Here is a 22,380-nt window from a genome sequence, read left to right as displayed (position 1 = left end):
ACAAACACTTTGATGGCTTTGAGACAAACACTTTGGTTTGTCTCTACAGCCATTTTTTTTCTTTGTACCAATCTATGGTTGATTTAAATCCTTCGTCAATTGGTATTGTTTGTTTAAACCCTAATTCTTTTGCTGCTTTTGCAGAACTGCAATACCAGGATGGTCTTGTTATTCGATAAGCACGATCCTTATTTAGGGCAACATCAACCCCAAACCAAGATTCTAATATTTGTCCAAAAAATCCCAATATAAATATCACAAAATGCGGAATTTTTATCGTCCATGTTTTTTTATTCATAGCCTTTGATGCAATATCCCCCAACTGTTTCCAATTGTAACATTCCATTGAACCCAAAAAATATACTTCTCCAATAGAATTTTCATTGGTAGCCGCTTGATGCATTCCTTGTACTAAATCTCGAACATGGATCAAACTCATTTCCTTTGGGGTAAAACCCATGATTGCACTGATTCCATTATTAATGGCCTTAAAAAAAGCAAAAATTTCTGTATCTCTTGGACCGTATACCCCTGGAGGGCGTACAATGGTAGCAGGAACTCGATCCGCATATTCCTTAGCCACTTCCTCTTGAGCAACTTTGCTCTCGCCATAAGGTTCAATTGGCCTCAAAGGAGATTGCTCGTCTACCTCACTTCCAAATTCAGCATAACCTGTTGCAGCCATACTGCTTGTTACCAGCACTCGTTTAATAGTAGGAGTGTGGGCAGCAGCCTCCATCACATTTCTAGTCATCTCTACATTCCCCTTCATAAATCCTTCCTTGGTAGGAACTTTAACCACTCCCGCTATATGATAAATATAATGTGCGCCTTGAAAAGCAGCCTGTAAATCATCTGCACTATTAAGACCACAAGTATGTAATTTTACGTTCTTTCCTTCTAACCATTGGAGGTTACTAGTAGGACGCACAATAGCATGAACCTCATTTCCTTGTTCTAATAAATAGTCTACCAAGTGACTACCAACAAAGCCATTTGCACCCGTTACAAACGAAACAATTTTATCTCCCATTTTACACTAATTTTCAAGCAATTATAAAAAAAAATCTTATATTTAAATGCTCATATTTGGTTGTATAATTCCGTAATTTTTGTTACGAATGTATGCTTTTTGCAAGAAATAGTACTACTTTTGTCAACACATATAAAAATAAGTAATCCTTATTATTTGAACATTCGATCAATTTTTACAAAAAATAGGAAGTTTAGATTTCCTAGTTATTAAGAACAAAAATAATCTTTTATGAGCTCACATGAAACTGACAAAAAACTACCGTCTTTGTTTGATAAGTGCTATGAATATAAATATGCAGATGATGTAAAAGCAGCAGGGATTTATCCTTATTTCCGCCCTATCGAGGAAAGTGAAGGTCCTGTTGTAAGAATGGAAGGGAAACCTATAATTATGGCTGGCTCTAATAATTATTTAGGTTTAACTGCACATCCAAAAGTAAAAGAAGCTACTGTTAACGCTTTAAAAACATATGGAACGTCTTGTTCTGGTTCTCGTTATTTGACAGGTACAATTCCTTTGCATGAAGAGTTAGAAGCCAAATTGGCTAAATTTGTGGGAAAAGAAGCAGCATTGCTATTTAGTACTGGTTACCAAACTAGCCAAGGTGTAATTCAGCCATTAGTCAAAAGAAGTGATACTATCTTTTCAGATAAAGACAATCATGCTAGTATCCAGGCTGGGAATTTTATTGCAAAGGGCTCTACAGGCACCAATGTTATCCGTTACAAGCATTGCAGCATGGAAGATCTAGAGCGAAAGCTAGCTAGTCTACCATTAGAAGCAGGAAAATTTATTGTTACAGATGGTGTATTTAGTACATTTGGTAACATTGCTGAATTGGAAGCCATTACCAAGTTAGCTAAAAAGTACAACGCAAAAACATTGGTAGATGACGCTCATGCTTTTGGTGTATTGGGAGAAGGAGGTCGTGGTACTGCCAGTGAATTTGGTGTAACGGACAATACCGACTTAATCATGTGTACCTTCAGTAAGACATTGGCTTCTTTGGGAGGTTTTGTTGCAGGGGATGAACGTGTTATTAACTATTTGAAACATCATTCTCCTGCCTTAATTTTTAGTGCATCTCCAACGCCTTCTTCTGTTGCGGCGGCGATAGCAGCGCTAGATATCGTTACTCAAGAGCCTGAACGTGTACAACGTTTGGTTAGCAACGCAGAGTTCGTGCGCAAAGGGCTAAAAGATGCTGGATTTAACGTTATTGATGGCCGTACTGCCATTGTTCCTGTATTAATTGGCGACAACAAAAAAGCCTTTGGACTTTGGAAAGGTTTATTTGATGCAGGAATTTTTGTAAATGTATTTATCCCGCCTGCTACTCCTCCTAATAAATCAATGATGCGCAATAGCTTTATGGCAACACATGAGCCTGAACATCTAGAAAAAGTAGTTGAGTGCTATACAAAAATTGGCAAAAAACTAGGGATTATTTAATCCGATTTAACCGAATATAGGTATTGTTGGTTTTATAAGATCAAGAAACAATAATTGCTCAAAACCACCATGTAGAGAAGCGTCTCTACAAAAACCAAACGCTATAAGGGTAAGCTTTACAAGGATTTTTGTAAGTTTACCCTTATTTTATATTATATATATACATTCACACAACAGAATATTCTTAATAATAAGATACTCAACGATATAACTCAACATTATAGATTATGGCTAAATTAACAATAGTTCCAGCAAGAACAAAGGCAGAAAAAAAAGCATTTATGATGCTCCCTTTTGAAATTTATAAAAATAATCCATATTGGGTTTCTCCTTTATTGATGGATATGCGCCATATGTTCGGACTCAATGGGTTTGTTGATGGTTTATTGGGTGCCAAAGGGGAACATCCTTTCTATGAATATGGTCAAATGCAACTGTTCATGGCTTATAAGGATGGTCAAGCAGTTGGTCGTATTGCTGCAATTAACAATGAACGTTATAACGAAGTACACCCTGAAGAAGGGGGGACTGGCTTTTTTGGTTTCTTTGAGTGTATCAATGATCAAGAAGTAGCAAATGCTTTGTTTGATACGGCAAAAGAGTGGCTCAAAAAGCATAAATTAACTAAAATGCAGGGGCCTGCTAGCCCTTCTTCTAGTTATGACTTTGGGCTATTAACCAAAGGATTTGACGATTATCCTCGTATTGATATGCCTTATCAACATGAATATTACCAACATTTATACGAGAATTATGGCTTGCCCTGTCGTCAAGAGCTATTGGCTTATAAAATGGATGCAGAAACCATTTTTAATAATGAAAAGCTCAAACGTGGGGCTGCATTGGTAAAAAAACGTTACAATGTAGAAATTAGACCAATTGATATGAAGGACCTCGATAATGAGGTCAAAAAAATCAAAGAGGTTTATAACCGTGCTTGGGAACCATTATGGGGTATTGTACCACTATCCGATGCAGAAATTGATGCTTATGCAGAAAAATTTAAGTTGATTGCGATTCCTGAGTTAATTCCTTTTATTTATGTGGATGGGAAATTGGCAGGTATGGCTGTAGCTGTACTTGATTTCAATTTTATCCTAAAGAACTTAAATGGTAGGTTGTTTCCCAATGGCTACAAAATTTTTACAGATAAAAAGAAAGTCAAATGGATGCGTGTTATCCTCCTTGGTTTATTCCCAGAATATCAAGGCAAAGGAATTGACGCTGTTGTTTACAAACACCTAATTGACGCTGGGTTGCAATATGGTTTCAAATATTGTGAAGGAAGTTATATCCTCAAAGAAAATGAAATGATGAATAGGGGAATGCGTGCTGTAAGTGCTGAGGTTTATAAAGAATATAAAGTTTATGAAATGGAGATTTAAACGAGGTCTTCAATAAACCGTTTTTCATCAATAAAACCTCCCTATATTTTATTAATAATAGGGAGGTTTTTTATTCACGTGCAACGCTACACGTGTAACATGAAACATTTCACGTGTTATTTTAGTTAAAAAGATAAGCAGAAGTTAGAAACTAAGTACAAGACAAGTTTCATACTTATTACAATAAAGTTTTAGAAGTCTATGCATTATGTATTTTTAAAACAATAGTATACCGCATTTTCTTATTATCTTTAATAGGATAGCCGTAAAACAGGTTTAATTTTTTTTGATTACTAAAAAATGTTAAATTTTGTATAGGATTATTGGTATTTTTTAATTACTTTCTGAGTTCAAGACAAAAGAGAGCAGCATTAAATATGCTAACAATTCATTCGGTCTAAAAAGGTCTCTCTTATCGAGCAAACTGTTTTTAGTTTGTCCTGTACATGGAATTAATAAGCATTAATGTAATGTGCTATTGTCAAAGAATATTGATAAAAAAAAGACTAAAAATAGGATTGGAGGGAAAGTTATCTATCTTATTCAAATAAAAATCGTATAATTATCCTCCCCCATCATATTTCGCCAAAAGCTATGAGCTCCGTTGTGTACAATAAATAACACATCGTTGAATAATAATTAATAATAGCAAGATTGCTATTCATTAAAATCTAAGAACTTTAACATCTTTTTAAATGAAATCACCAACTGATGGTATTCGAATATTTATCGTTGAAGATGATCTATTGTTTGCAAAAACTATTCGATATATTCTAACACTAAATCCTGATCATGAAGTTCGTGTGTTTAAAACTGGAAAAGAATGCTTAAATAATTTGCACCTTAATCCACATATAGTGTCCTTAGATTATAGCCTTCCTGATATGACGGGCGATGAGGTCCTAAAACGAATTAAGACACACAATCCTGATATAGGGGTTATTATCTTATCTGGTCAGCAGGATGTTGCAACCGCAGTAGAATTGCTTCAAAAAGGAGCAGACGATTATCTGACTAAGGATGAAGCCAATAAGGAACGTTTGTTTAATATTGTTGAAAAATTAAAGAAGAGTATTTTTCTACAAAAAGAGGTTGAAACGCTTAAGGAAGAATTAACAGAAAAATATCAATTTAGCGAAAGCATGAAGGGCAATAGCCCCGCTATGCAGCAAGTTTTTAAATTGTTAGAAAAAGCAGCAAAAAGCAATATTACGGTATCGGTTACTGGAGAAACTGGAACGGGTAAAGAGCTAGTTGCCAAAAGTGTGCATTATAATTCGCCTCGAAAAAAGGGCAACTTTGTAGCGATTAATGTAAGCGCTATTCCCAAAGATTTATTAGAGAGTGAACTATTTGGGCATGAAAAAGGGGCCTTTACTGGCGCTACAACTCGCAAGCAGGGAAAATTCGAATTGGCAGACCATGGTACTCTATTTCTAGATGAGATTGGTGAAATGGAATTGCATCTTCAAGCCAAATTGCTTCGTGCTTTGCAAGAGCGTGAGATAACTCGTATTGGTGGGAATGAAAATATAAAATTTGATGCTCGCATTATCGTAGCAACGCATAGAAATTTGTCGGACCTTGTAGGAAAAGGCACTTTTAGAGAGGATTTGTATTATCGTTTGTTGGGTTTGCCTATTCACTTGCCTCCTTTGCGTCAGCGAGGAAATGATGTCCTTATATTAGCCAAGCATTTTCTTAATATGACCGCACGAGAAAATAAATTGGGTCCAATGAAACTCGGACAAACTGCAAAAGACAAATTGCTGTCTTATAGTTTTCCTGGCAATATTAGAGAACTCAAAGCTATTGTTGAATTGGGGGCAATTATGTGTAGTGGAAAAACCATTCAACGGGAGGATTTACAATTTAATAGCCCCAAGAAGGTTTCTAATTTTTTCTTAGAAGAAATGACCTTGCGAGAGTACAACATCAAAATTGTACAACATTATCTCAAAAAACATGACAATAACATTCCTATTGTTGCAAAGATATTAGGTATTGGCAAAACAACCATTTATCGAATGCTTAAAGAAGATGAAGAATTCTCTAAAAAGGAAGCTTAAGAACCCCACAACTTAGTTGCCTAATATCGCAAAGCTAATTAGTCCAAACAATCGTTTATGAAATTAACATTAGACCTGACATTTTTAAATGAAATTAGTGGTGGTGACCAAGAATTCATTCATGATGTTTTAAGTACATTTCTAGAAGAAATGCCCAAAGATATAGATCAAATGAATCAGGCCATTCAAGAGCAAAATAATATTATGATTGGTAGAGTTGCTCACAAAACAAAATCTAGCCTTCAGACACTTGGTTTATATGATTTAAAAGATATTGCTGTAAAAATAGAACAAGCAATCAAGACTGAACCTAAACACTCTGAAGCAGCTGTTTGGGCAAAAGAATTTGTCCTATATATGAATCAGGTTTACCCCAATGTAAAAGCACTCCTCAAATAAGTTATTGGTACGACAAAAAAACTCCTGCTAGTTCGGGAACTAGCAGGAATCAGTAAAAATTGTTTATTCTACAACAATCTGATGGCTTTCTAAATAAGGTTCATGGAACTGTACTAAAATAAAAAATAGTATTTTTTCAGTGAAGAAATACGACTTCATCTCAACACTCATCCCCAATGTCCCCATTCGTCTTAGAAGAGCAAAATTAACTATTTTTAGCCGCTTCAGCTTTGTTTAGAGTATCGGCGAGCGTTTGCTCAAACATAGCCTTATTATGACGTCGCCCTTTCAGGGTACGATCAAATACCTGACAACTAAAAATACCTTTTTTAGCTTCAGCCTTAACATGAAAAGATAACTGACTTGGACTCACTGACCAGTTTGAAATCGTAACAATAATTTTCACACCGCTAAATTCCTTATTAATAGTTTGATTACCTTCTAGAGTCAATGTAATACCTCCACTACCAAGATTACTATCAACATTAATATGAGTAGGAAATTGATCTGTTCCATTATCATAAACTGTTGCCTCTATCGTACCTTTAACAAAGCCTAGAAAACAAGAGAAATTAGTTTTATCATTAATTATTTTAGGTAACCCATTAGATAAATCGCTCATAGCATCATTTATTTTTATTCATTTATAAAATATATTATTAATTACAATAACAAATCAAAGATGCTTTATTTTCCTTGTTTAAACTAGTGTATAAACACCTGCTTGTTCTAAACAAGTACTTATACCTATGGTAGAAAGTTAGAAGACTGCTTACTTTATAATAGCCTGAATAAACTCTAAAGGATGGCTTCTAATTATTTTGGTTGGGAAGAAATTTGATAGAAATCACGAATATTTTGTATACTGATTTGGATAAGAATGTACGAGTTCATACGATCAAAAAAACATCAATGTGCCTGATAGATGAGTAGAGCGATACATTTTAAAAAACAGGTACCCTCGTGGATAAATTCTTGACTAAAGAATAAGTGACCAGAGCATTCATTAGCTATTAATATTCTGCAAAAATAGCCCATTCTCGCACCTTACTATGCGCATTGATTTGAAAGATGAGCCCTTTGCTGGGATAAACTAAGAAAAAACCTTGATGGTGATGCACCACTTGAAAATAAGTTCCTTCATAAGCCTTTTGAACCTTTGATAATGCATCTCCTACCTTTATGCCAGTTTGCGTTGTCAATGTCTTATTTCTAGTTCGTTGCAAAAAGGCATAAGAAATTTTTCCATTGGTTTCATTTTTTAGAAAGAAGCGTGAAACATAAGAATGTGCTTGGGTCGAAAAATCAATTTCTAAATTCAATAGGCTATTGGCTCCCAAAACGATCGCCTTAGAGGATTTATAACGCATTGAGCGAAAGTTAACCTGATCCATTCTATCCTCTATAACAATATGATATTGTTCTTTGTAGTTTTTTTCATTCGATAGAATACGTTTATTGGTATTAGAAATATACCAAACAGGCAAATTTTGATAGTGCCTATTGGCATCGTCAAAATACTTACTAGCAGTTTGTATTTGATCTCTATGAGCATATACAATACCTTTAATAATTGCTATTTTAGCCCGTTGTAAATTGGTTGGCGATAAATTAGAAGCTGTGTTTAAAGTCGTTAGAGCATTGGTAGGATCTCCTTTTAAATCGTAAACACAAGAAAGATTCAAATAGGCAGAGCAATATTTTTTATCCAAATTCAAGGCTTTTTTTAAATTAACTTCTGCTTCTCTTAATAATTTATTCCGACTTCCTGCTACTGACAAGGGACGTTGAAATACGTTGGTTAAATCAATATCTATTGGATACAAAAATGCATACCCCTCATCTTCTGGCTGTTCTATAGCAGCAGCCAAAGAAACAACTCCTATATTGTGATAAATTTCTTTGGTTTTTAGAAACTTCAACAAGTAAGTGTAACAATTGTAAGCCTGTAAATTCCAACCTATAGCAATATAATAGTTTGCCGTTTCGTACAATTGTATAAACTTTCGCACCTTTCGTTGAATGATTGCCACCAACCTTTTGCGCTCTTCCAAAGTCGGGTAGCCTTCCAAATCATTATCCAATTGATAACCTTCATAGATTTTTTCTAACAAACTAGGGATGATTTCAAGTGTTTTATAATTTGCCAAATAAGCAATAAAAGCACTGTAGGAATCTGCCTCTTCATCTTCCATGGCATATTTTTTTAACTGCTCATGTTTTAACAAAAAATGAGTTTCTCCCAATCTTCTTTTCCAGTCTGTTTGTTGGTAAAAGTGCGTCAATTCATGCCCGATCAAAAATGCCAAAGCAGCTTCTTCATTTTCGCCCATGGTTCGACAAATATCATAAGCTGCTTTCTCTATAATAATCGTATTATCCATTCCACGATAAGCTGCTACCCGCTTTTTTCGATTCATAATTAGCAGCTTAGGTAAGTTTTCTCTTTGATCTCCAACGGCTAATTTCAGATTCTTATAAACTTTATTGCACTGTTTATAAGCTTGGTGATAATTGGGCAATACTTCGTCCTGACCAAAAAGGCTAACAGTAAAAAATAAGTTTAGTATAAAAAATAAGTATTTCATTTAAGATTGCTTGATAGTACTTAATCCCACTAATAACAAGCAGTAATCATCTTTCTATTCATTTATATCTGAGTACAAGATAAAACAACAGGTAAAGGATACTTATAAAGTACAGTTTAAGCTAAAACTATGTTTCGATCTTAGATCCTAAATAGTTCCATTAATCCTAAAGTCCAATTGTTTTGTCCTCTACACAGAATTTATATTTAAACCAAAGAAGTTTCACGCATTGAGTAGTGATAACCTTATCCTAAAAAGGTAATAAAAAATGGATTGAAAATCGGAGATTGTGGTTCTTATTCCTAAATTAGTAGGGAATAATATACCAAAAATTGTGTTTTTGGTAGAATAAAAAGGAATAAGAATGGCGAATATAGATCCTGTTTTTTTGAAGCAACTACAATTAGGTGAAAGCAAAGCAATCAAGCAATTGTACACGCTTGCTTATCCAAGTTGTGCAAATATGATATTAAGTAATAACGGTTCTAATGAGGATGCAAGAGATATATTTCAAGAAGCTCTTTTGGTCTTTATCAAAAAATTACAAAACCCAGATTTTAAGCTTACAGCTCAACCCAAGACCTATTTATATGCGGTTTGTAGAAATTTATGGCTAAAACAATTGCAAAAACGAAAAAAAAATAAAGCAACGATACAGATCGATGATCCTGACAATATGATTCCTCTTATCCATGTTGATGAAATAGCAGAAAAGAAAGCGATAGAAAGTAAACATGAATTAATTGGTGAAATATTAACGCAACTCAAAGGGGATTGCAAACAGTTATTGATCGCTTTTTATTTTAAAAAAATGCCCTTGAAAGAAATTGCTAAAATCATGGACTATTCAGATGGTTTTGTAAAAGTCAAAAAAAAGCGTTGCATGGATGCACTTAAGAAAAAGGTTTTAGCGGCTTATTCAACAAAAGATATGAATGTATGAAAGAATCTATACTCGATAAATATGCTTTGAACCAACTTACCAATGAAGATAAAGTTTGGTTAAAAAATGCCCTTGCCAAAGATCCTAGTCTCCAACAAGAATTAGATCTTTACACTGATATTGTCAATGGCATGGCACATTATATGGATCAAAAAAACACCAATGAATTAAAAGCTAAGATTGCAGATGTTGGGACTCATCTAGAACAAGATGGATTTTTTGAAACACCTCTGAATCAAGCACTCATTCAACAGATTCAATTAGAAGGAGAAAAAGAGCTACAACAGATCATTCGGTCGGTTGATAAAAATTTAGAACAAGATGGATTTTTTAGGCATCAAGACCACTCAAAAAATACAAGTACCTCCTTCTTTAAAAGGCTAAAGCCATTGATTGCAGCAGCTAGTATTCTATTGATTTTATCCTTAGGGTGGCAGCTTTTTGCTCCAGCAACTTTTGATACTGAAGAACAATATACTTTAGCATTCAAACCCTATGAAAACACTTTGTCAAACTCTATTGAATTAGAATTATCAGAACATGGTTTTGGTGGAAACCCCAAAACAGTTCCTTTAAATCAATTGTTAGAGGCTATGGCTGTTTATGACAAGGGAAACTATGCCAAAGCTAGTCAACTATTAAGTGATGTCCTTAAAGATGGAGTAGATGCCAATTTTTTGCCTGCTACAAAATTTTATTTAGCGTTGAGTTATATGGGCGATAATGCACATGATAAAGCCCTTCCAATTCTTCAAAAAATTAGTGCGCAAGAATTTACCCAACAAGAAACAGCTACTTGGTACTTAGCCCTTGTTTATCTCAAGGAAGGCAATCTAAAAGCATCAGAACAAACGCTGGAAAGGTTAAACAGCTCTAAGCAGTATCGTCAAAAAGCAACTCAACTACTGTCAACATTCCCCAAGTAATATGAACTGCACAGTTACTTAACAATAAAAAGACCTCAAGTATTCATTTCTTCACGATCATACCTTTTTTTTATCTCCAATAACAAATAATTAGCCACAAAAAATAATATCGCCCTGAAAGGTGTTTAACATTTTTTATTCCGAAAAACAAGCCTATTGACATGTAATATAGCTTAAGGTACTGATTAAAATCTAGAGCAAAGTAGGCTTATCTTTTTTATATTAATAATAAAAACATATATCCTTGTGTTATTTAATTCTATTTTGACCTGAACTAGTGGTAGAGATTAGGATAAGACTATTTTTAGGGCAAAAAAATGGTTTAAAACCAATAATTAAACAAGCAACTAAGTTTATTTTTGGTCATTTTTTTTTTTTACACTTAGTAATGAAGATTTTATATCTTTTTTTGAAAAAAAAAAAACGTGCATAAATGGAATTTACTATCAATTAAAGTCCTTTTTTTTATTCAAATAAATTAAAATTTAACTTAAATAAAAACAATAAACTATTTAGTTAATTTTAAATTTATAATACGCTATTTACAAAGCTAAAACCAGCTACCAATGGCGTTTAAGCAATAATACTCTTGAAATTTCAACTAGCTTCAAAAGCTATTTTTTTTAGTATTTTTTTAAGCTTTAAGTCCTTTTTTTACCTTTTACAGTATTAGTTGTGACAAGGCTTTTTTTAGATAAAAAAATATAATATAGATTTTTTATAAAAAATAAATTTGCTTCTTTATTTATTTAGATTTATCTTAGCGCTTTGAAATAATACCCCCTCCTTTTTAGTATTTATCAATTTGGTCATTTTTTAAACTTCCTCATTCAAAAACAAGGAATTAAAGTAAGTGTGCCATATAAATTAATTTAACCCTAGATGAATGATGCATTCATCTAGCAGATTTCTATTGCTTAAAAACATCTAAGCCTCTAACTACATGATATTATTTCAATATTATTTCTATCACCTAACAAAAACTAATTTTTCAGCCAAATGATGCCCGTAATTCAAAATCAAAAGAAGGTAACGTCCCCTTATATCCCTCTTTGGAAACGCATTTTTGACCTATCTTTCTCTCTTATTGCTATTGTATTTTTAGCACCATTATTTTTAATCATAGGGTTGCTCATCAAACTTGATTCAAAAGGATCCGTATTCTATATTTCAAAACGAGTAGGATCTGGATATCAAGTGTTCAATTTTTACAAATTTAGAACCATGCGAACTGGGGCTGATAATGAACTAGAAAAATTGAGAAAAGAGCTAAATCAGTATGAAGAAAACAACAGTTCGGAAAATGATAATAAAGCTGTTTTTGTAAAATTAAAACAAGACCCAAGAGTTACTCGATTGGGAAAATTTCTTAGAAAAACTAGTTTGGATGAATTGCCTCAATTATTCAATATTATAAAAGGTGACATGTCTATTGTTGGCAATAGACCATTGCCATTGTATGAAGCAGAACAATTAATGACAGATTATTCTGCTGCTCAAAGATTTGAGGCTCCTGCAGGTTTAACAGGATTGTGGCAAGTTCAAAAACGAGGACAAAGCGACATGTCTGAAGAAGAACGAAAATGTTTAGATAATGAATATGCCAAAAATTACACCTTTTGGATGGATATTAAATTAATTATTCAGACATTTAAAGTCTTTATCCAAAAAGAGAATGTATAAAAATGAGAAAACTGTTGATATTGGGATTTTTTTTTGTTGCACAAATAGGTTGGGCTCAAAAAGACAGTCTATCTACTACTAATAAAACAGATAGTCTTCTTTTATTGATTCATCAACTGCCTCCTTTAGAGGAACTCCTCGAAGCTGCAAAGAAAAAATCACCTTTAATCAAAAGTCGAAATGCTCTAATCAAAATTAAGGAAAACGAAGCTAAGACAATTAAAAATGATTGGTTAAATGTTCTAGCCCTAAAAGGGAGTGTAGGATATGGAAATAGTTTTATTGATGTCAATCAAAATAATATCGGTATTGGGTCGAATATCAATACTGTATTGTTCAATGTTGGTGTCATTTTAAATTTTTCACCAGAATATTGGGCAAACCGCAAGCATAAACTAAAAATACTCGAAGGGCATGTTGAATATGAAAAAGCTGTCCAGGAAGAGACTATTTTAACAATTGCGGAAAAAATCACTAATTCTTATCTAGAGCTAGATTACTACAAAAGCATATATATAAAAGCCAGTGCTGGTTATGAATCTAATCGAGCCACGCTCCAAATAGCGAAAAAAAAATTCATTGAAGGGGATATAGATATCGCAATTTATAATGACATTGTACTAAAAAATATAAAACTCGATTTAGAGATAGAGGGGTATAAGCAAAACTTAAAAAAAGCTTATTATAGCCTACAACGTATACTTGCTAACGATTAATCTCATAAATTTGCACTATTCTTTTTTGACCCTAAGCTATGAATAGGTAACAATTGCATTGAATACAAAGGCTTTTTGTCTTTTTAAAATGCATTGTTAGAATAAATATTTGCTGCAATGAGCTTTTCACGATTTTTTGAACTACTTATACAACACTACCTTATTATTATAATTGTACCTGTTTTTATGGCAGGGCTTGTTTATTATTTGACCATAGGAGAACAGAAAAGTTATTCGAGTAGTAGCTCTATTTATACAGGTATTGCTTCAGGATTTAATGTTGATATGCGCCAAGGCGTTGGAGATCGGTTTATGATTCAAAGTGTTTTTGAAAATATCTTGACAATCATGAAATCCAAGGAGGTAAAGGAGGAAGTTGCCACCAAATTAATTGCACAACATTTAATTCAGGATATAGACAAGGTATCGGTTAGAATTTGTAAACCCGTCTCTCTTCAAGAACTGCATAATTTAATTCCCGAAGAGGTTCGTCGAGAACTAATTGTAGCGGGGGATTTTCAGAAAACCTATGAAAAAATAAGAGCCTACTTAAAAAAAGATCATGAAAATGTGATCTATCGAATTATACACACCAAGCGGTTCATTCCCAATTATTCCATTCTTGCACTCAATAATATAAAATTTAAACGCATCAAGACTAGTGATTTGGTAAAGGTTGATTTTTCCTCTACAGATCCTGGTATCACCATGAACACGCTTATTTTTTTTACAGAAACCTTCATCAGTAAATACCGTTCTGTAAAAGTTAGTGAAACGAATGATATTGTTGCCTATTTTGAAGCACAATTGCTGAAAGCACAAGCCCATTTGGACGATTTAGAGGCGCAATTACTGGGGTATCGCTCGTCCAATAATATTTTAGATTATACCGAACAAGTACGAGCTATTGCCCAACGCCGTCAAGAAATGGAGGGAGAAATTTATAAAGAAAGAATGGCGCTTGCCTCCGCAGAATATACTAGTAAGTATTCTCAAGATCAACTAGACATGCACTTAGATGTGCTCAATAAAAATACTTCCATTATTGTTAAGCGAAACCAATTAGAAGAATTAGCGAGTAAAATTGCTTTGATAAAAATTTTTGAGCAACCATCTTCTAAAGATAGTCTTTTGATCTTACAACAAGAATTAGACGCTCTGCGAACAGAGATGGAACAAGACTTAGATGCGATCTTTGCTATTAATTACAGTACCTCTGGAGTAAAATCCAAGGATATACTTCAAAAATGGTTTGACAATATTTTGAAGGTAGGGGAGTCTAAGGCCAAATTGAAGGTCTTTGAGGATCGCCGAAATGATTTTAAAAATTTATACCAAACTATGGCGCCTATTGGTTCTAATTTGACCAAAATAGAACGAGAAGTAGCCGTTGCAGAAAGTGCCTATTTGAGAATATTAGAGGCTTTAAACTTGGCAAAGATGCGCCAACAAAACATCGCCTTATCTACTAAATTAAAAGTAGTAGATGCGCCTTTATTTCCTACCGATCCTGATCCTTCCAAAAGAAAACTATTGGTTATTATTGCGTTTTTAGTTGGAGGCTTGTTAGTGGTTGGAACACTAGTCCTTTTGGAACTTATTGATCAAAGCATTCGCCAACCGCTTAACTTAGTCGAGTTAACAGGTTTGCCCTTAGCCTCTGCCTTTCCGCTTATTCCCAAGAAATATGGTCGAATCTATTATGACCAGCTAAGACAATCCTTGACCAATCGATTAGTTGAGCAATTAGAACAAAGCAAAAAAGAAAAACCTACGACTACAAGACCCATTTTGGGAATTATTGGAAGTATGCAAGCGGAAGAAGGAAAAACGTTCATAGGACGAGAATTAGCAAGAAATTTAGAGCAAAAAGGAAAAAAAGTTAACCTCTTTCAACCTCAACCCAAAGAAGAAAATTGGCAATCTCCTTTTACTTCAGAAGAGGGGGATAAGCCCTTATCCATTAACCATTATGCCCCAGAAGACCTAACCACCAATGCCGCTGTAAGTAAATTGCTAACAGAAGCCAATGGAATGGATTATGTTATTATAGAGCTTCCTCATCTGCACAGTTATCAAGTTCCTTATACAATATGGGATGAAGCAGATTATTGTCTATTCGTAACACGAGCCAATCGTTCTTGGGGAGAGGCTGATCGACAATCTTTGGACGCACTCAAAAAAGGACTCCAACAAGCCCCTTTTATGTGTCTTAATGGAGTTAAACTTAACTTTTTGGAAGAAATGATTGGTCCCATTCCTCAAAAAAAGAGCAAGTGGCGTCAACTTCTGAGTCGATTTAATAGATTAGGGTTTCAAAAGTAGGATTTATGAACCTTAAAAATATCATTTATAGTCGAACGGGTGCCGACCTCATTTATAATCCTTTAATTCTTATTGGAGTAGTATTCGCAGCACTAGTGATTACAAAGGGAATTGTATGGAATTGGATGCTTATCTTTGTTGGTGTTGTAGCATTGCCTATAGGACTCTTTTATTTATACAAAATTTTTCAAAACCCTAGACTAGGTATGTGGTCTGTATTGGTCTATTGCTTTGTCTGGAGTTTAATTGCCCGTTATCTCTTTGCTTACACTAGGATTTCATTACCCTTTGGATTGGGGGTAGATGGGCTATTATTTTTAACGCTTGTCGCCATGATTTTTAGTGGTGGATCAAAAGCTAATTATAGAATCCTTCAAAACAGGTTGGTTGTCCTAACCTTTCTTTGGTTTTTCTTTGTTGTACTTCAACTGTTCAACCCTCAAGCAACAAGCAAAATAGCTTGGTTTTATGCAATGCGTTGCTATGCTTTGTATATCTTTTTGGCCGTTATTCTTACTTATATGTTGCTGAACCAAAGAGAAGATCTAGACCGTTTCTTTCTCCTATTTATAGGTTTTTCCATCTTTGGCGCTTTCTATGGAGCGTATCAATTGAATATAGGATTAAATTATGCCGACAGTATATTTATCCAACCCAAATTAGATCGGCATATGCTATTTGGCAAGTTGCGAGTCTTTTCATTTTATGAAAATGCTGGGCAAGCGGGCGTTTCTCAGGCACATGCAGGGGTACTCGCCAATATCCTGTGTATTCACGAAAAAAGGCGTTATTATAAATTATTTTATGGTTTTGGAATGTTAGCCTGTTATTACGGAATGGCCATTTCAGGAACAAGAGGAGCCTTAGTTGTCCCTATTATTGGCATGGGAGTCTATCTAGTATGGTGTCGTAAACCGATCGTTACCATTTCAGGAATTATTGCAGGTGCTGTTATTTTGTTTTTATTGGTGTTTACAACAGTGGGGCAAAGTAATTACACCATCAACAGAATGAGAACCGCATTTGATCCTAATGATCCCTCTTTTCAATATAGACTAGAAGCCCGAGCTCATTATCAAGAATATATGAATAAGCACGCTTTTGGTTGGGGTATAGGAACCGCTGGTTATTGGGGAAATCGATTTAATGGGGAAGATAATGTCATGAAAGGGACAGATGGTGGTTATGTGCAATTGCAAGCAGAGATTGGTATTGTGGGGTTATACTTTTACTGGTTTTATTACCTATTTATACTTGGAATGACCTTTCTGATGCTATTTAAATTAAGAGATATGGAACTTTACCCCCAAGTATTGGCACTTTGTTGTGGAATAATGGGTTTGTTGGCTGCTAATTATGGAAACAGCGTAATTTATCAATTACCTAGTAATTTGACGGTTAGTATGAGTTTAGCTTATATCTGGATTGCTCGAAAATGGGCTTTAGGTGAACAACTTCCTCCGTTTGCTTCCCAATTTAAATAACCACTTTGGCGCTTAACAATTTTCAAAACTTAAAAATGACATTTAACCATAATATCTAAGTAATTAATCAGGTCTCAACACTCCTTAGTGTCCTTAGTTTTAATCTAAAAACAAAAAACGCACCTAGCAATTAAATATATAATAAGTATAATTTTTATATTTTACCTTTTTAACGATTATTAATAAATAACGCTCACTATGAATTTAAAAAGCACCACGTTTTGGTCAGCTATTTATACCGTTATTAGAATGCTCTCTGGGATTATTTCTATTAAGGTAGTAGCTTATATGATTGGACCAGCAGGGGTCGCTTATGTAGGACAATTCCAAAATTTCTTAACCATTACCAATAGTAGTTCTAATATGGGAATTGGGCAAGGAACCATTAAGTATTTGGCAGAACACAGAGCAGAAGATGAGGTGTATAAAAAAATATTGAGCACCTCCTTTATTATTACGATTGTTTCCAGTTCCTTGATTTCTATTTTGATCTTACTATTTCACAAAGAGCTGAGTGTTCACCTATTTCATCGAGAAGATCTTAGCTTTATTCTGATTGTTTTAGCACTATCCATCAGCATTTACTCTTCTGGGCAAATTTTAATGCATGCTTTAAATGGATTCCAAGAAATAAAAAAACTAATTACTGCCCGTATCCTGACCAGCCTTTTAGGCTTAGTTTCAACCATAGCTTTAGTTCTAACAGCAGGCGTAGAAGGAGCTTTATTGGCGCTCATTATTAGCCAAATCATAGGCTTTGGTGTTCTAATTTATTATTCCAAAACAAGCCGTTGGTTTTCTAAAAGCAACTTCTTAGGGGGCTGGGATGCTGTTTTTTTTAAAAAACTAGGCCATTTCTCAATAATGACCTTTGTTTCTGTCATCTTACTGAATATTCGACAAATCTATTTGAGAGACTATATCATCATTCAATTATCTCCCGAAGCGGCAGGTTATTGGCAAGCCATTTGGAAAATATCTGAGTTGTATTTGACCGTTATAACCTTTTCTTTATCGGTTTATTACCTACCCAAATTATCAGAGATCAAAGAAAAGAAAGCTTTACGGGAAGAAATTTTTAAAGGCTATCAATTTTTAATCCCAATTGTATTAATCTTATCGGTTTCTATTTTTGTTTTAAGAGATTTAATTATTTATATTTTATTTACGCCTGATTTTAGTGCTGTTAGAGATTTATTTTTTTACCAACTCATTGGAGATGTTTTTAAAATTGCCTCTTGGATATTGAGCTTTTTGATGGTCGCCAAAGCAATGACTAAAACATTCATTATCACAGAAATTATATTCATTGGTCTATTTGCAATGCTCTCCTTATTTGGAGTACAATGGTATGGTTTGGTTGGAATGACCTATGCTTTTGCCTTAACCTATATCCTATACTTTTTTACCATGCTTTTTATATTCAAAGATATTCTATTCACCCATAGACAGACGGTCTAATTGATAAAATAATAACAATGAGCAAACCCGTAGTAAGCGTTTTAATATCTTCTTATAATCATGGTCTATACATTGAGCAACTCTTAGAAAGTATTCTCCAACAGTCCTATGGCTATGAAAATATAGAGTTGATTGTTATCGATGATTGTTCGACCGACAATAGTTGTTCAATCATTCAAGCCCTAGCAGATCAACACCACTTCCAATTTATTGCAAACACTAGCAATAAGGGGATTTGCGCTAATATTAATAGAGGGATTCTTTTGGCAAAGGGACAGTATATTTGCATAACAGGTTCTGACGATTATTGGGCAGTAAATAAGTTGGAGTTGCAGGTAACGCATCTGGAACAAAACCCCAAAGCAGCCGTTTGTTCTGGCAATGTCATTCGAGTAGACGCAAAAGGAAAAGACTTAGCCCCTGAAAAACAAATCACTGCTCCAGCTAGAATTTATAGTTTTAAAGAGGTATTCTTAAGAGATTTTCCCTTTTCTAGTACTTGCGCTATGATTCGAAAATCCGTACTTGATGAGGTAGGAGGCTACGATGAACAACTCAAAATTGAGGATTATTATATGTGGCTTAAAATTGCCGCTGCTGGACATGAATTGCATTTCTTAAAAGAAATCTTAGGGTATTACCGAATTCATGATGGCAATACCATCCACAAATCTTGGTTGATTTATACTGAAATGGCCAAAATTTTAGCCTTGTATCAGAAACACAACCTGTATCCTGCTGCCCTGAAACGCCTAAAGGTCGTTTATTTTCCTCAAATTGCTCAACTTAATAAAAAGAAAGCTCTAGGTTTGCTCCCAGCGGCTATTTCTAATACTCGTTTTTTTTATAGAGGAGTATATCACCTTCTAAGACCATTTAAAGCAAAGCTATGACATCTGATCCGCTAGTTTCCATCATTGTTGTTAATTATAATACCTCGAATGAGGTGCTTGATTTATTAGCATCCTTAGGCCATTGTACTTATTCTAATTATGAAGTACTGGTAGTCGATAATGCTTCCCCTAAGGATGATTTAAGCCCAGTGCTAACAGCATATCCATTTGTACAGTTGATAAACAGTACAAAAAATCTAGGTTTTGCAGGAGCCAATAATTTAGGCATGGATCACGCTCAGGGAGACTACTATTTATTTCTCAATCCAGATACTTGTGTAACACCATCCTTTTTAGAACCCATGTTGGAAGCTTTTGAGCAAAACCCCTCAATTGGATTGGTTAGCCCCAAAATAAAATACTACGATCAACCTCATCTAATTCAATATGCAGGAACATCAACCATGAGTAAATGGACCATGCGCAGTCATTCCTTTAGCAAAAACAAAGAAGACAATACAGCCAATTCCATCAGTCAGCTAACGGGTTATGGGCATGGTGCTGCTATGATGGTTCCTAAAAGCGTTGTCGAAAAAGTTGGAAAGATGAACGAGACTTATTTCTTGTATTACGAAGAATTAGATTGGTGTGAACGAATTCGTCAACAGGGCTACCAAATTTATTATGTTGCTTCTTCTATTGTTTATCATAAAGAATCGATCTCCATTGAAAAAGAAAGCCCGCTTAAAATTTTTTACCTCAGTAGAAATAGAATTCTATTTGCTCGACTACACTACAAAATGGGGGCGTTAACCCTTTATTTTTTATATCATATATTTGTGGTTATTCCCAAACACATATTTAAATATATTAATCAACCAGCATTATTAAAAGCCTATTTAAAAGGTGTCTTTTGGCATCTATCTAGTTCCATCACGATTTAATAAAAAACATGCTAGCACTATTTTCTATCCTAATTGGAGGCTATTTGGCATTGGCTTCCTTCTATATGCTTCTATTTGCAATAGGAGCTAAGGTTAATTCTACTAAAACAACAATCCAGTTGTCTAGTAAAGTAAGTTCAACCGCTTCTATGGCTGTATTTATCCCTGCTTACAAGGAAGATGCAGTGATTGTGGAAGTAGCCACTAAAGCTTTGGCACAAGATTATAATAACTATACAGTGATTGTTATTGCTGATTCTTTAAAGCCCGTTACTTTAGAACGACTAAAGGAATTGCCCATTGAGGTTGTAGAAGTTGACTTTGAGCAAAGTACTAAAGTAAAGGCACTCAATCACGCTATGAATCAATTGACTTCTAACTATGAAATTGCTGTAATATTAGATGCTGATAATGTGATGGAAGCGCAATTTTTAGCTAAAATGAACGTAGCCTACCATCAAGGCGCTAAGGTCATACAAGGGCGACGAATTGCAAAAAACAAAACGGGCTCTTATGCCTTGCTAGATGCACTTAGTGAAGCCATTAATAATAACATTTATAATTTAGGGCAAATTAACTTAGGCTTTTCCGCTCGTTTGGTTGGCTCAGGAATGGCCTTTGAATATGACTTATTTAAACGCTTAATGCAAGATTCTGTAGCTGTAGGAGGGTTTGACAAAGAATTAGAATTAAAATTATTAGAACAGAAAGCCTTTATCCATTATGTGGATAATGCAATCGTTTGGGATGAAAAAGTAAGCAAAGTAGCTGTTTTTGCCAAGCAACGCAGAAGGTGGTTAGCAGCACAGTACCATTACCTAAAAGAATATGGTGGTCGTGCAATTAGAGCTTTATTCTTGAAGGGCAATCTAGATTTTTTTAATAAAATTTGCCAAATGGCATTGCCTCCGAGGTTATTGCTGCCTGTTTTTTTGGCAATGGGTTCTGTTTTAACCTATCTCTTAGGTTCAAATACGGCTTGGATTTGGTTTTGGGGCTTGTTGGCCAACCTAATGGCCAACCTAATCTCCATCCCTAAAGAAATGTTTACAATAGAATTATTCAAGGCCTTGATCAAATTACCAATTGCCATCTTTTTTATGTTCTTTTCTTTGTTCAAGATCAAGGGAGCCAACAAAAAATTTTATCATACGCCTCATGGTGAGGAAAAATAGAAACTATGAACTATCCTAATTTTTTAATTATAGGGGCTGGCAAAAGCGGTACAACTTCTGTTTACCATGCCATCAAGCAACACCCTGATGTTTTTATGAGTGCGGTTAAAGAACCTAACTTTTTTGCCTTAGAAGGACAAGAAAAAATCACTGGTTATGATAAAGAAGACCCAGATGGGTTTAATTTTTACCCTTGGGCGGTAACGAATTTAAAAGATTACCATAAATTATTTAACGAGGTTAAAGGGCAAAAGGCAGTGGGAGAATCTTCGACCATGTATCAATACATGCCAAAAGCTCCTGAAAATATAAAAAAGCACATTCCAGCAGTAAAACTTATTGCCATTTTTAGAAACCCTGCTGATCGGTTGTATTCTCGATATTTGCATTTAGTTCGTGAAAATAGACCACCAACGCCTAATTTTGAAGATTGTTTTGAACGAGGGAATCTTTGGTGGCAAAAAAATGATCTAGTACAAGAAGGGTTTTATTATACGCATATGAAGCGTTATTTCGAATTGTTTGATGCCGCTAACATTAAGATCATGTTGTACGAAGATCTACGTCAGCAGCCCATTCAGTTTATGCAAGAGTTATTTGAGTTTATAGAGGTTGATCCTTCTTTTGTTCCTGATATGTCAGTACAGTACAATATTTCAGGAAAGGTGAAAAATAAATATGTGGATTTGTTAATCGGGCAACAGAGTGTGCTGCGCAAGGGGGTAGAAAAAATTAGCCCTAGCCTAATTCAAAAGATAAGGGATTCGCACCTAATGCAAAAGATTGTAACAAACCTTAGGAAAAAAAATCTAGAAAGAGTTCCGCTTTCGGATGCTGTGCGAAAACGATTGATTGACGAAATCTATCGAGAAGAAATTGAATCATTCAGCAAGTTGATTCAGCGTGATTTGAGCCATTGGCTTTCTTATTAAAAAAAGCCTACTAAATTAGATATTGTTAA

At 34.5% G+C, this 22,380-nt stretch carries 18 protein-coding genes; 15 read left to right on the top strand and 3 right to left on the bottom strand.

Annotated features, from left to right (window positions below):
* Positions 1–43: 43 nt before the first annotated feature.
* Positions 44–1,033 (bottom strand): NAD-dependent epimerase/dehydratase family protein, encoded by a 990-nt coding sequence (locus AsAng_RS29435; RefSeq protein ID WP_264793675.1) that lies wholly within the window; start codon positions 1,031–1,033, stop codon positions 44–46.
* Positions 1,034–1,264: 231 nt separating this feature from the next.
* Here AsAng_RS29435 and AsAng_RS29430 point away from each other — a divergent pair, with 231 nt between their 5' ends.
* From AsAng_RS29430 to AsAng_RS29415, 4 genes are all read left to right on the top strand, one after another.
* Positions 1,265–2,488: an aminotransferase class I/II-fold pyridoxal phosphate-dependent enzyme gene (locus AsAng_RS29430; RefSeq protein ID WP_264793674.1), complete on the top strand. Its 1,224-nt coding sequence runs from the start codon at positions 1,265–1,267 to the stop codon at positions 2,486–2,488.
* A gap of 227 nt (positions 2,489–2,715) precedes the next feature.
* The gene (locus AsAng_RS29425; protein WP_264793673.1) at positions 2,716–3,873 is read left to right on the top strand and encodes a hypothetical protein; all 1,158 of its coding nucleotides are present in this window, start codon (positions 2,716–2,718) and stop codon (positions 3,871–3,873) included.
* A gap of 695 nt (positions 3,874–4,568) precedes the next feature.
* Positions 4,569–5,942, top strand: a complete 1,374-nt coding sequence (locus AsAng_RS29420) for a sigma-54-dependent transcriptional regulator (RefSeq protein WP_264793672.1) — start codon at positions 4,569–4,571, stop codon at positions 5,940–5,942.
* 57 nt (positions 5,943–5,999) lie between these two features.
* Entirely contained in the window at positions 6,000–6,341 is a 342-nt protein-coding gene (locus AsAng_RS29415; RefSeq protein WP_264793671.1) for an Hpt domain-containing protein, read from the top strand.
* A 205-nt stretch (positions 6,342–6,546) separates the two neighbouring features.
* Here the strand turns inward: AsAng_RS29415 and AsAng_RS29410 are convergent, their stop codons facing one another.
* Positions 6,547–6,963 (bottom strand): hypothetical protein, encoded by a 417-nt coding sequence (locus AsAng_RS29410; protein WP_264793670.1) that lies wholly within the window; start codon positions 6,961–6,963, stop codon positions 6,547–6,549.
* Positions 6,964–7,354: 391 nt separating this feature from the next.
* Complete coding sequence (locus AsAng_RS29405) at positions 7,355–8,929, bottom strand: tetratricopeptide repeat protein (protein ID WP_264793669.1); 1,575 nt, start codon at positions 8,927–8,929, stop codon at positions 7,355–7,357.
* A gap of 364 nt (positions 8,930–9,293) precedes the next feature.
* On the opposite strand from AsAng_RS29405, the gene AsAng_RS29400 reads away from it, so the two are divergent.
* The 11 genes from AsAng_RS29400 (at position 9,294) to AsAng_RS29350 (ending at position 22,351) form a co-directional block, all read left to right on the top strand.
* Positions 9,294–9,872: an RNA polymerase sigma factor gene (locus AsAng_RS29400; protein ID WP_264793668.1), complete on the top strand. Its 579-nt coding sequence runs from the start codon at positions 9,294–9,296 to the stop codon at positions 9,870–9,872.
* Positions 9,869–10,798: a tetratricopeptide repeat protein gene (locus tag AsAng_RS29395; protein ID WP_264793667.1), complete on the top strand. Its 930-nt coding sequence runs from the start codon at positions 9,869–9,871 to the stop codon at positions 10,796–10,798. Before AsAng_RS29400 ends, AsAng_RS29395 begins: the two co-directional genes overlap by 4 nt.
* Positions 10,799–11,797: 999 nt before the next feature.
* Complete coding sequence (locus tag AsAng_RS29390) at positions 11,798–12,481, top strand: sugar transferase (protein ID WP_264793666.1); 684 nt, start codon at positions 11,798–11,800, stop codon at positions 12,479–12,481.
* Between the two features lie 2 nt (positions 12,482–12,483).
* The gene (locus AsAng_RS29385) at positions 12,484–13,197 is read left to right on the top strand and encodes a TolC family protein (RefSeq protein ID WP_264793665.1); all 714 of its coding nucleotides are present in this window, start codon (positions 12,484–12,486) and stop codon (positions 13,195–13,197) included.
* A 117-nt stretch (positions 13,198–13,314) separates the two neighbouring features.
* Entirely contained in the window at positions 13,315–15,522 is a 2,208-nt protein-coding gene (locus AsAng_RS29380; RefSeq protein ID WP_264793664.1) for a hypothetical protein, read from the top strand.
* Between the two features lie 5 nt (positions 15,523–15,527).
* On the top strand, positions 15,528–17,006 hold the full coding sequence (locus AsAng_RS29375; RefSeq protein ID WP_264793663.1) for an O-antigen ligase family protein: 1,479 nt from the start codon (positions 15,528–15,530) through the stop codon (positions 17,004–17,006).
* Positions 17,007–17,204: 198 nt separating this feature from the next.
* Positions 17,205–18,467 carry an O-antigen translocase gene (locus AsAng_RS29370; protein WP_264793662.1) on the top strand — a complete coding sequence of 421 codons (1,263 nt, stop codon included), beginning with the start codon at positions 17,205–17,207 and terminating at the stop codon, positions 18,465–18,467.
* A 17-nt stretch (positions 18,468–18,484) separates the two neighbouring features.
* A complete protein-coding gene (locus tag AsAng_RS29365; RefSeq protein WP_264793661.1) occupies positions 18,485–19,360 on the top strand; it encodes a glycosyltransferase in 876 nt (291 codons plus the stop codon).
* Positions 19,357–20,244 (top strand): glycosyltransferase family 2 protein, encoded by an 888-nt coding sequence (locus AsAng_RS29360; RefSeq protein WP_264793660.1) that lies wholly within the window; start codon positions 19,357–19,359, stop codon positions 20,242–20,244. The genes AsAng_RS29365 and AsAng_RS29360 overlap by 4 nt, the downstream gene beginning before the upstream one ends.
* A gap of 8 nt (positions 20,245–20,252) precedes the next feature.
* Positions 20,253–21,419, top strand: a complete 1,167-nt coding sequence (locus tag AsAng_RS29355) for a glycosyltransferase (RefSeq protein ID WP_264793659.1) — start codon at positions 20,253–20,255, stop codon at positions 21,417–21,419.
* A 5-nt stretch (positions 21,420–21,424) separates the two neighbouring features.
* Positions 21,425–22,351, top strand: coding sequence for a sulfotransferase domain-containing protein (locus tag AsAng_RS29350; RefSeq protein WP_264793658.1), 927 nt, complete (start codon positions 21,425–21,427; stop codon positions 22,349–22,351).
* Positions 22,352–22,380: the final 29 nt, after the last annotated feature.

The organism is Aureispira anguillae (assembly GCF_026000115.1).
In the GTDB taxonomy this organism is placed as follows: Bacteria; Bacteroidota; Bacteroidia; order Chitinophagales; family Saprospiraceae; genus Aureispira; species Aureispira anguillae.
Note: the sequence above shows the minus strand (reverse complement) of the source record. Positions and strands in the feature narration are given on the sequence as shown.